The sequence below is a fragment of the Flavobacterium sp. FlaQc-48 genome (genome assembly GCF_044007335.1).
Taxonomy (GTDB): Bacteria; Bacteroidota; Bacteroidia; order Flavobacteriales; family Flavobacteriaceae; genus Flavobacterium.
The window spans coordinates 223,057-234,799 of record NZ_JBIPCR010000003.1; the positions used below are offsets into that span (position 1 = coordinate 223,057).

Sequence of the window (11,743 nt, forward strand, 5' to 3'; positions counted from 1 at the left end):
ATTAGTTATCGGTGTATTTTATTTTTTACCCAAATACAAGCGTAAAAGTAGTTCCTGAATCTTCCTGAGAGCTTACTTCGATTTTGCAATTTATAGCCGTAGCCAAATCCCGAATGAGGTGTAATCCTAAACCTGATTTGATTCCGATAACTTCTGAATCGTCGTATAAGGCTTTGAATTGTTCCTGAGTACCGCCGGGGCCGTTATCCGTAATGGAGAGGTATTGAACTTCATTTTCCTGCCAGGCTTTCCAGATTATTTTTCCGTTTGGGGTTTTGTCCAGGGCTTTTATGGCGTTTCCGGTCAGGTTTCTAATGATGGTTTTAAGGTAATTTTCGTCGGTATTTAGGGTGATGTTTTCAGGATCTTCAAATGAAATCTGAATATTCTCTATGCCTGAAAAATGCTTTTGGGTTTCTTCGAATAAAACCGTGATCGGAATTTCTTTAAAATGAGGTTTAAAGTTTTCCATTTGGCCTTTGCTCCATAATAGAATATCTTCCATCGAGGATAAGAGATTTTCTGCTCCGGTAATGACTTTGGTTTGCATTCTTGCTGCCATTTCTTCATCAATGAGTTCGGGATTTTCTTTTTGAAGATGCAAAAAGTGAATTAAATTCGAAACCGGACTTCTTAAATCATGGTTCAGAATACTAAAGAAACGCGCTTTTATTTTATTGGCTTCGTCCAGTTCCTGATTCAAAAGCTGTAATTTCTGATTGGTTTTTTTACGGTTTTGGTTTTGTTGGAACAATAATAATCCGATGATACCCACGAGAATTAATCCTGAAATTAAAAAAATACGTTGTTTTTTAGCTTCCTGAATCTGAATGTTTTTAAGTGTATTTTGAGTTGAAAGGTTTTTGATTTCCTGTCCTTTGGTTTTATTTTGATAACGCGCTTCGGCATTGGCAATACTTTGTTTGGCCGATTCCTGCATCATTTCGTCATTCGACTTGGTGTAAATTTCATTATAATAAAAAGCTTTTTTCCAAAGACCTAATGCGGCATAACTTTGAGACAGTTTTTTATTAATGTTTACAAACGATTCTTTATCGTAGGTCAAAGCGTTTTTTGAAGCTTTGTTGAGGGTTTCTATTGCTTTTTTGTATTCTCCTTTTTCATATAAAATCCTTCCCATTACGGCATTTGCTTCCATAATAATATCTTCATAATTGGATTTTTCTCCAAGTAAAACCGCTTTTTTAGCATAATTAAATGCAGTGTTTATTTTACCTGTATTGGCGTAATATTCAGATACGCTTCGATTGGCAAAACTAAGATTAAGAAATAAGGAATCTTTTTTAGAAGGATAAGTGTAGATTAAGTTGTAATATTTTTGAATGCTGTCCAGATTTTTTAAGGGAACAAAACACTGTAGGTAATAATTGCATGAAAAAGCACTAATATAAGGTGAGGTTTTGATATAAGGCCGGGCATAATTTAAATATTCAATAGCTTTATTGTATTGCTTCATTTTAGTATATGCGGCTGCAATTTGACTGTAGGACACGCCAATTGTCTCATCGTTGGCCACTGTTTTTTTAAGTAGTTTTTTATAACTAATCGCTTTAAGCTGATAACTAATAAAGGTTTCATATTGGGCATTGTCAAGATAATATTCGCCAAGGCTTCCGTAAAGAACAGATTTGGTATTAGTATTTTTTGTGGTGTCAACAACCTGTTTAATATATGCTACGAGTTGTTTTCTTTTTAAAGTTTCATTAAGCGCATAATAGGCATAACTGAGACGCATCAAAGCAGATGTTTCGTTTCTAAGGTGTCTGGCCTGTTGTGCATATTTTAATGCAAGCTCGTAATTAATCGCTGCATCTTTATTTTGGTTATTATTGAATTCGTAAGCATTTCCTTTTAAGAAATAAAATCTTGATTTATAGGCGAGATGATTTTTAGAAAGTTCAATTCCTTTTTGTGCGGCGATTAGAAGTTTTGGATAATCTTCGGAATCTAATACTTCATTGGTATATTTTAGCCAGAATTTTAGTTTTTCATCAGGGCTTTGATATCGTGCTAAATTAGGTTCCTGCTGCGCAAATACAGAAACAATGTTGAAAAGCAGCAGTAAAAACCAGACTTTTTTCATCTAGAACAAGTTTAGGTTTTCTTTGTAGCTTCTTCCAACTGGAATGGTAATATTATTATTCAAAATAATTTCTGTGGAATTGATTTTCTGAATAAATTGTTTCTGGACGGCAAAACTTCTGTGAATCCTAATGAAAGACTGAAAATGCTCTTCTTTTAAAAGATTACCAATACTTGATAAAACGCAATGTCTTTTTTTATCGGTAATAACAAGAGTATAATCTTTTAGCGCTTCGAGATATAGAATTTCATGCAATTTGACTTTTGTTTGTTCGTGGCCTTCTTTGATATAAATCGTATCACCGCCAATACTGGCTTCAAAAAGAGAGGCTTTTAGTTTAATTTCCATAAACTCTTCGATACGGCTTACCGTTTGTGTAAAACGATCCAGTTTTAATGGTTTTACAATAAAATCAAGCGTTTCTATTTCGAAACTTTCTACAGCATGTTCAGGATGTGCAGTTATAAAAATACAAACCGGAATTTCCAACGCTTTTTTTCTGAACTCGATTCCGCTTAAACCCGGCATATCAATATCCAGAAATAGAATGTCGACTTTTTCTTTTTCGATAAACGGAAGCGCCTCTTCTGCCGATTCAAAAACACCCAAAATATCCAGAACAGGAAATTTTTTGGCAAACGATAACACGGTAAGTCTGTCTATTTCGTCATCGTCGATAATAATGCAGGTGTATTTATTAGTCATTTAATTCGGTTTTATGTCGTCTGTCTATTTAAAATGTCGTCTGTCTATTAGTGGTTTTTCCGCCCATTTTAATCCTGCAAATTTGTCTTGTAATTCAGTCTTCAGATAAAAAGAAACGTTCTTTCACTATCAGTTGACTTTTGCAAAAATAATGTTATTGAATTAAATAAGAATCATTTAGCCAAATTTAAAACCAAAATTATTATGAAAACTTTAAAAACCATTTTTGCCATTTTATTAGTTGCCCTTTCTACAATTTCCTGCAGCAGTGATGACGGAAAAGACGGAGTAGACGGCGCAGCAGGGGCAACAGGTGCAACAGGCGCCACCGGAACAGCCAATGTTATTTATAGCGCATGGTTAACAGCTCCAACGGCAGTTGCAGAAACTATAGATGGTACTTCGGGAATGTCTACTTCTATTAATGCGCCTGAACTGTCAGAAGATATTCTCGCAAAAGGGACCATATTGGTTTATATGTCTTTTGGGGCTGGAACATATACATTGCCTTATACATCATTTGCAGGTGCAACGGCTAATACTATTAGTGCTATTTCTACTCTAAAGAAAATCAAATTGTTCAGGTTTGTACATTCAGGAGCAGGAACCGTAAATCTGCCAACAACGCTTAGCTGGCGCTATATTTTGATTCCCGGAGGCGTTGCGGCTGCAACAGCAAAAACAGCAAAACCAGATTATGCTAAAATGAGCTACGAAGAAGTTTGTGCACGTTTTAACATTCAGCCGTAATTTTTGGAAGAATACAAAACAATCTGTTAAACGAAAGAAGAAGAACCAAATAAATTAAAATTATTATGAAAACCTTAAAAACCATTTTTACCATTTTATCAGTTGCATTACTAACCATTTCATGCAGCAGCGACGACGATAAAGATTCTGTTACTTATGACTACGAAAATCCCTTAGACTTATATATGGCCGCATCTGGATTTAGCCAAAAAGCTGTAGATGTAAAAAATTCAGGAATCTACGAATACGGTTTCAGTTTTAAGCCAACTGTAACGGGTAAGATAAGCTCCTTTTTTGCTAAAATTCCAGATGTAAATACCGCTCTAAGAATCACTTTATGGGATGTAGCGACCAAAACGGTTATAAAATCAGAGACGATGAATATATCTGTGGCCAATATGGCTTTCGAAAAAACCATTCTTCCAATTCAGTTAGTGAAAGACAAAGAGTATTTTTTCAGTGTTAATAGCGACGACTGGATCAACAGAACAAAAACTGACGGATCAGCAGCAACTTACCCAATTGTAGCAGGAAATATTACCATTACAGGTTATGCGTATATTTCGAGTACGGCTACCGAAACAATTTTTCCAACAAATGCGCGTAACACCTATTATGCGGGAGATATAAGTTTTAAATTTCAACGAACTGAATAATTTTATTTTTGGATAGTTAGAATTAGTATGTTTGGAAAAGGTCTGGCAATAGTCAGACTTTTTTTATTGGAATAAATTGAACATAATTTTTAAACACATAGAGATATCGTTTTTCTAACTTAAAATAAAGACATTTCATTTGTTTAAACACACATAGCTATGTGAAAGACATAGGTTTCTTTATGCATTCTTTTTTTTCCGGAATGTAAAGCTATGTCTCTATGTGTTTAATAATTTTTCGTCGAATAAAATGATTCTCATAGATTAAAAAAAATCATTTTAATCTGTGATCCCGATAGCTATCGGGAGTGGCAAAAAAGAATTTTAATTCGTGCTAATTCGTGAAATTCGTGGCTAACTTTTTTTTATTTTTACAAATCTAACATTCCTTTAAAAATGAAAATTTTCTACAGCTTTCTTTGTGTTCTGGCATTTACTACAATTGGTTTTTCTCAATCGATACAAAAAGAAAATCTTCTTTTAGAAAATGGTGTTTCAGAACAATTGGCTATTTTCCGCAAACATCAAATCTCTAATGTTACTTACGGGCTTTCGTTTGAAATTCCACAGCTAAAACAGCAGGAAATCAATTCAGGTCTTACTTTAAACCTGACAATATCAGATTTGAGCCAGCCCTTATATTTAGATTTTAAAGAGAAAACGGCAAACATAAAATCAATTCAGGTTAACGGCAAAAGTATTGCCATTGTTCATGAAAAAGGCCATATTGTTATTGCTGCGAAAGATTTGATTTCAGGAAAAAATGCAGTTACGATTTCGTTTATAGCAGGAAATTTATCTTTAAACCGAAATGATGATTTTCTATATACTTTATTAGTGCCGGATCGCGCCAGTACATTATTCCCTTGTTTAGATCAGCCCGATATCAAAGCGACTTATAAATTGAGTTTGTCGGTTCCTAAAGACTGGACAGTTTTGGCCGGAGCCGATGTAAAAGAGAAACTGGAAAAAGGAGATTTTACAAGTTATAGTTTTGGAGAATCAGACAAAATGAGCACCTATTTGTTTTCATTCGTTGCCGGAAAATTTAAAACTGCGACGCAGAAACCCGCAAATAGAGAAATGACAATGTTGTATCGCGAAAACAATGCAGAAAAGATTCGCGTAAGTACCGACACTATTTTTAATTTACACCAGCAATCAGTAGACTTTTTGGAAAAATATACTCATTATAAATTCCCTTTTCAGAAGCTGGATTTTGCTTCAATTCCGGTTTTTCAATATGGCGGAATGGAACATGTTGGCGCGATTCAGTACCGGGAATCGACTTTGTTTTTAGATAACAGTTCAACAAACAGTGAGAAACTAGATCGTGCAAAGCTCATTGCACATGAAACCTCGCATATGTGGTTTGGCGATTTGGTGACCATGAAATGGTTTGATGATGTCTGGATGAAAGAAGTATTTGCCAATTTTATGGCAGATAAAATTATGAACCCGATTTTCCCGAAAGTCAATCATAATCTACAATTTCTGACAGCTCATTATCCTAACGCTTACGCGGAAGATCGTTCATTAGGTACACACCCGATAAAACAAAATTTGGCCAATTTGAAAGATGCCGGTTCGCTTTATGGAGCCATTATTTACAACAAAGCACCCATAATGATGCGCCAGTTAGAAGCTTCGATGGGGGCGGCAGCTTTCCAGAAAGGAATCGAAAAATACATAAAAAAATACGCTTATGACAATGCCGACTGGAATAATCTGGTCGAAATTCTGGATGCCGAAACGCCACTGGATATGCAAAAATGGAGTGAAGTCTGGGTAAATAAATCCGGCAGGGCCATTTTTACAGATAAAATAGAATATGATACCCAAAACCGTATCAAAAAGTTAGAAATAATCCAACAGGCCGAAGATAAATCAACGAATGTATGGCCTCAGATTTTTGATATTGGTTTGGTTTATCCGGATCAGGTAAAAGTGATCAATGTTACGATCAAAGATAAAAACTTACTGGTAAAAGAAGCAATTGGGCTTGTAAAACCTATTGCTGTTATTTATAATTATAATGGTTTTGGTTACGGTGTTTTTCCGCTTGACGGAAATACTGCAGCAACTGTTTTATCCTTGAAAGATGAGGTGGCGAGAGCTTCAACGTATATTAATATTTACGAAAACACCTTAATCGGAAATGTTGCGCCAAACAAAGCTTTTGATTGTTTTGTAAAAGGAATCCAGCAGGAAGAAAACGAATTGGTTTTAAAGATAATTACCAGTCAAACGAGTAATGTTTTTTGGAAATTCTTAACCCAAAAGCAACAAAATAAAGCCCAAAAACAATTAGAAGACGTTTTATACGAACGTTTGCAGGCTAATTTGCCAGGCAATATCAAAAAGACATTGTTTAATTTATTCAGCTCTATTGCGTATTCAGATTCTGGTAAAGCAAAGTTGTATTCGATTTGGAACAAAGAAAAAGTGATCCCGGGTTTAAAATTAAACGAAGACGATTATACGAATATGGCCATGAATCTGGCAATATTTAAACATGCTAATGCCGATGAAATCCTGAATAAAGCCAGAACAACCATCACAAATCCGGACAAACAAAAGCGATTTGAGTTTTTGCTGCCTTCTTTATCAAAAGATGAATTGGTTCGTGATGCTTTTGTGAAATCATTAAAAGACGATGAAAACAGAGAGAAAGAATCCTGGGTTGGGGTAGGTTTGGCGAATATCAATCATCCGTTACGTCAGGAAAGTGCTCAAAAGTATATCCGGTTTTCATTAGATTTGGTGGAGGAAATTCAGCGTACGGGAGATATTTTCTTTCCAAAAGACTGGCTAAATAATACGATTGGAAAATATTCATCGAAATATGCTTTTGATGAAGTACAGCGATTCTTAAAAGAAAACCCTAATTTTAGTCCGATATTAAAACGAAAACTGTTGCAGGCGACAGACGGTTTGTACCGCGCACAAAATATTAAAAAAGAAACCGAATGAAAATCGAATCGGAAATAGAGAAGGTATCCAGTTTTCAGCATCTCGAAATGCTGGCCAATCAGGTGGTAGAAGGTTTTATATCCGGAATGCACAAGAGTCCGTTTCATGGATTTTCGGCTGAATTTGCCGAGCATAAAGTCTACAATGCAGGAGAAAGTACCAAACATATCGACTGGAAATTATTTGCCAAAACAGATCGTTTGTACACCAAACGCTACGAAGAGGAAACCAATTTACGATGTCATCTTATAGTTGATAATTCGTCGTCGATGCATTATCCGGAACTAAAATCGGGTCAGCCTTTTTATGAAAAGAAGATTGGTTTTGCCGTTTTGGCGTCGGCAGTTTTAATGAATATCTTAAAGAAACAACGCGATGCCGTGGGTTTAAGCGTTTTCTCAGACAGTTACGAATATTATGCCCCGGAAAAAGGAAGTGATCGCCATCATAGGATGCTTTTGAATAAACTGGAAGAATTATTACAACAGCCAAAAGTCAAAAAAACTACTGATACGATTACCTATCTGCACCAAATTGCAGAGAAAATGCACCGCCGTTCGATGATCATCATATTTACGGATATGTTTCAGTCAGAAGATGATGAGAAGCTGTTTAATGCCTTACAGCATCTTAAACACAACAAACACAAAGTAGTGTTGTTTCATGTGGTTGATGATAAAACAGAGCTCAAATTTGATTTTGATAATACGCCAAGAAAGTTTATTGACCTGGAATCAGGCGAAGAAGTATCTATTTTTGCCGATAATGTAAAAGCAGCATATGAAAAAAGGGCAGAAGAGTATTTTAAAAAACTGTCCTTGACCTGTGCAAAGAACCAAATTAAGTACGTTCCGGTGAATGTTGGAGATAATTTTGAAAAAATATTGACTACATATTTAGTTGAAAAACAAAACTTTGGCTAAGAATTTAAAAATATATTTAATTTTTTTTAGCAAAACGCTTGCAGAAATGAAATTCTGTACTATCTTTGCAACCGCAATAACGCAGAGGTTTGGTAGTTCAGTTGGTTAGAATACATGCCTGTCACGCATGGGGTCGCGGGTTCGAGTCCCGTCCAGACCGCAATATTGGGGAAAGCCTTTCTTAACAGAAAGGCTTTTTTGCCCAAATACGGTATCTAAGATTAGTTGTGTTGTTTTGCTACGACTTTGTAACTCGTAGCTGGTTTAGTAGTTAGACCAATGAAAAGCTTTCCACTTTTGTGGATGGCTTTTTTGATTTAGGACACTTTTGATTTAACCACAAGGAGCGCTAAGATTTACTCAAAGTCCGCAAAGTTTTTTTTAAGCTTTGCGGATTTTTTGTTTTTACTTATGTTTTTTAACTGCTAAGGTCACAAAGTTGATTCATGACAAAGCTTTGCGAACTTTGTGGTTAAATTTTACCGCAAAGGTCACTAAGATTTACGCAAGGTTCGCAAAGCTATACATAAACTTTGCGAACCTTTGTGCTTTTAACTTTGCGCTCTTTGCGGTTAAATCCCGGCTTTTTAGCTTTTTTGATCTGGAATTTGAAAATTATGAGATTGGAATTTATTTAAAATCAGTTCGTTAAAAATATTTTAATTTTAATTCATAAAAACCCTTGTATAATCCAAGTTCTGTTGTATTTTTGCACTCACAATAACGCAGTTGGTTTGGTAGTTCAGTTGGTTAGAATACATGCCTGTCACGCATGGGGTCGCGGGTTCGAGTCCCGTCCAGACCGCAAATATTGGGAGAAGCCTTTCTTAACGGAAAGGCTTTTTTGTTTTTTATAGCTATTTGAATTTTAACCGCAAAGAGCGCTAAGATTTAATTTTACTTTACGCATAGAAAACACAAAGTTCGCAAAGCTGGATCAACACAAAGCTTTGCGAACTTTGTGTTTTCTAAAAAGCATACTTTAAAAACTTTGCGGACTTTGCGGTTAAATCATCGCTATTTTACACCTCAAACTATTTATTTCTTCTTATATTTATATGTCACTATTACTTCAATGGAACATTCCGGTCAGAAACTAGATAGATACTATATCAAAAAAGTAGATGCCGATAAAAAAAGCATTTATTGCCACCACGATTTGATGGGAGAATTGTTTGTGCCCACACATAAACACGACAAAGCGCAATTGTTATATGCCGAAGGTGATGTGGTTTTTGTAACGACGGAAACCAAATCCTATTTTTTGCCCGCAAGACATTTTATCTGGATTCCGAGTGGGGTGGCGCACAGTATTGAACCAAAATCTGAAAGCGTAACAATGCGTAACTTGTATTTTCCGGTTGAAAAAGACGAAGATGTTTTTTATAAAAGCGAAGGTATTTATCCGGTGAATAATTTGCTGCTTCAAATGATGCTTTTTACAAATCGTTGGAATGGTGATCTTAAAAAAGGAAGCCCGAATTTTACGATTGCCAAAGCCATTAAAGCAATACTGCCTCAAATTTGCCTGACCAATTTACCTTTAGAATTACCACAGCCAAAAGATCCGCGTTTGAGTAAAATTCTTAGACATATCGAGAATAATCTGGGAGAAACGATTCTGTTTGCTGAGGTTGCACATGAATTTGGGTACAGCGAACGCTCTTTGTATCGCTTGTTTCAGAGAGACCTTAATATGTCATTCATTCAATATTATACCATTCGAAGAATTTTAAAAGCCATCGAACTTCTGCTTGACAGAAAACTTTCGGTCAAAGAAGTGGCCCTGGAAGTAGGGTATAGTAGTGTACCGACATTCAGTAATACTTTCTTTAAATTCCTTGGACAAAGACCTTCTGATTACTTTAACGGAGAGAATATTTTATAAAACAGACGAAATTATTCTCTTGCAGATTTAGCAGATTCGGCAGATTTTTATTTAAAATGTAATTTATCTGCTTGATTTGCTAAATCTGCGATAGATTTTTACTTCAAATTAAAATAATCTGTGCGTATCTGCCTAAATCTTTTTAAATCTGCGTGAAACCTTTCAATCGTATATTTTTTTTTAACCTGCTATTATTCAATATTTTAATATAACGTTTTCGGAAATTAAAATTTTAACATTTGTCCGAAATGAATACGTTATTGACTTTTTAGAATTATCAGTCACCAAAAAAATGAAGGAACTTTGCAGTATTAAAATCTTAAAATATTCATGTTCCTTAAAATAACAAATTCTACAGAAGATTGTTTTCTCAAAATCGTGTTGATATTTTTAATCATATTGACATTTAATAGTTTGCAAGCACAGGAAATTCACTCGGTTTCGTTAAGCGAAGCGGTGAAACTGGCGAAAGAAAACAATAAAAAAATCCTTAGATCTCAATTAGAGACGACGCTCTCAGAGCAAAACATCAAAGAAAGAAAAGAACTCCGTTTACCGGATATCGAATTAAACGGTGTGTATTCGAGAATTACCAATATTACGGAATTCAAAGGAAGCGGTTTCCTGAAAGACAAAGAAGTGACAAAGGCGATTCCTGAAATTTATGAGGTGAATTCAACCTTTAAAATGCCAATTTATGCGGGTAATAAGATCAATAACGCTATTAAAATTGCCAATCAGGAAAACGAAATTGCCAAAATAAAAACCGAAAAGACTGAAAATGATATTGAGCTTGAAGTGGTGGCCAATTATCTGGCGATTTACAAAATGATGGAGCTTCAGAAGATTTTTGAAGAAAACATCAAAGAAGAAAAAAGCCGATTGAAAGAAGTGCAGTCCCTGCAAAAACACGGAACGGTGACTAAAAACGAAGTCATCAGGGCCGAATTGCAGCTTTCGGACAGAGAATTAAACTCGCTGACAAACTCCAAAAATATAAAAATCGCACTGCACGATTTAAAAACGTTGATTCAGCTTCCGGAAAACGAAGAAATAGCCATTGATACTACAGCTGCTATCGATAACATGAACGGTTTGGATCCGTATGATTTCTATTTGGAAAAAGCTTTTCAGAACGAAGAAATGCGAATCGCCAGTCAGGAATTAAACATCAAAAAAACCGAACTGAAACTGGTTAAAGGAAACTATCTGCCAACGGTAAACTTCTTCGGGAATTATGGTTTTTATTATCCAAACTATAAATTTTTTCCGCCAAATCCGTACTTGTACACTTTAGGACAAATTGGTATCGAAGCACATTTTGATATTTCGGCTTTGTATAAAAACAAAACCAAAGTACAACAAGCTACGACACAAATAGAATGGCAGAAAATGCAGACTGAAATTACAAAAGATGAAATTCAGGATAAGCTGTTTAAAGAGCATACCCAATATCAGGAAATCCTTGAAAAATTTGTGGTGGTTGATAAAGCTTTGGATTTGGCCAATGAAAATTACCGAATCGTAAAACTAAAATACCTTAATCAACTGGTTTTAATAACCGAAATGGTCGATGCTGATAATGCTTTACTACAGGCGAAATACAACAAGATTTCTACAAGATTGGATGCCGTTCTAAAACATTACGAATTGCTTCATACTGCGGGGATAATGCCGAGTGAGATTTAGTTTAAGAAGAAAGAGGGTAGACGCAAGAAGAAAGAAGAAAGAGAATAGAGTAAAG

General features: G+C 35.2%; 8 protein-coding genes and 2 tRNA genes. 8 read left to right on the forward strand and 2 right to left on the reverse strand.

Translation table 11 applies throughout. The annotated features are described in order from the left end of the window. Nucleotides 1–25: 25 nt before the first annotated feature. Entirely contained in the window at nt 26–2,104 is a 2,079-nt protein-coding gene (locus tag ACHRWY_RS06320; protein WP_395353411.1) for an ATP-binding protein, read from the reverse strand. Further along, entirely contained in the window at nt 2,105–2,809 is a 705-nt protein-coding gene (locus tag ACHRWY_RS06325; protein WP_395353413.1) for a LytR/AlgR family response regulator transcription factor, read from the reverse strand. It abuts the gene before it with no gap. A gap of 204 nt (nt 2,810–3,013) precedes the next feature. Between ACHRWY_RS06325 and ACHRWY_RS06330 the strand changes: the two genes are divergently transcribed. The 8 genes from ACHRWY_RS06330 to ACHRWY_RS06365 all read left to right on the forward strand — a co-directional run bounded on the left by ACHRWY_RS06330 (nt 3,014) and on the right by ACHRWY_RS06365 (nt 11,688). Next, on the forward strand, nt 3,014–3,559 hold the full coding sequence (locus ACHRWY_RS06330) for a hypothetical protein (RefSeq protein ID WP_395353414.1): 546 nt from the start codon (nt 3,014–3,016) through the stop codon (nt 3,557–3,559). A 65-nt stretch (nt 3,560–3,624) separates the two neighbouring features. After that, nucleotides 3,625–4,215, forward strand: a complete 591-nt coding sequence (locus ACHRWY_RS06335; RefSeq protein ID WP_395353416.1) for a hypothetical protein — start codon at nt 3,625–3,627, stop codon at nt 4,213–4,215. A 396-nt stretch (nt 4,216–4,611) separates the two neighbouring features. Then, on the forward strand, nt 4,612–7,188 hold the full coding sequence (locus ACHRWY_RS06340; RefSeq protein ID WP_395353417.1) for a M1 family metallopeptidase: 2,577 nt from the start codon (nt 4,612–4,614) through the stop codon (nt 7,186–7,188). Further along, nucleotides 7,185–8,111, forward strand: a complete 927-nt coding sequence (locus ACHRWY_RS06345) for a DUF58 domain-containing protein (protein WP_395353418.1) — start codon at nt 7,185–7,187, stop codon at nt 8,109–8,111. Before ACHRWY_RS06340 ends, ACHRWY_RS06345 begins: the two co-directional genes overlap by 4 nt. Before the next feature lie 86 nt (nt 8,112–8,197). Continuing rightward, a tRNA-Asp gene (locus ACHRWY_RS06350) sits at nt 8,198–8,271 on the forward strand. Between the two features lie 571 nt (nt 8,272–8,842). Next, a tRNA-Asp gene (locus ACHRWY_RS06355) sits at nt 8,843–8,916 on the forward strand. A gap of 195 nt (nt 8,917–9,111) precedes the next feature. Beyond that, nucleotides 9,112–9,999 carry a helix-turn-helix domain-containing protein gene (locus ACHRWY_RS06360; protein WP_395353419.1) on the forward strand — a complete coding sequence of 296 codons (888 nt, stop codon included), beginning with the start codon at nt 9,112–9,114 and terminating at the stop codon, nt 9,997–9,999. 378 nt (nt 10,000–10,377) lie between these two features. Then, nucleotides 10,378–11,688, forward strand: coding sequence for a TolC family protein (locus ACHRWY_RS06365; protein ID WP_395353420.1), 1,311 nt, complete (start codon nt 10,378–10,380; stop codon nt 11,686–11,688). Nucleotides 11,689–11,743 lie beyond the last annotated feature (55 nt).

Coding starts and splice junctions, on each gene's coding strand:
- ACHRWY_RS06320 (WP_395353411.1), bottom strand. CDS start 2,104: ATGAAAAAAGTCTGGTTTTTACTGCTGCTTTTCAACATTGTTTCTGTA.
- ACHRWY_RS06325 (WP_395353413.1), bottom strand. CDS start 2,809: ATGACTAATAAATACACCTGCATTATTATCGACGATGACGAAATAGAC.
- ACHRWY_RS06330 (WP_395353414.1), top strand. CDS start 3,014: ATGAAAACTTTAAAAACCATTTTTGCCATTTTATTAGTTGCCCTTTCT.
- ACHRWY_RS06335 (WP_395353416.1), top strand. CDS start 3,625: ATGAAAACCTTAAAAACCATTTTTACCATTTTATCAGTTGCATTACTA.
- ACHRWY_RS06340 (WP_395353417.1), top strand. CDS start 4,612: ATGAAAATTTTCTACAGCTTTCTTTGTGTTCTGGCATTTACTACAATT.
- ACHRWY_RS06345 (WP_395353418.1), top strand. CDS start 7,185: ATGAAAATCGAATCGGAAATAGAGAAGGTATCCAGTTTTCAGCATCTC.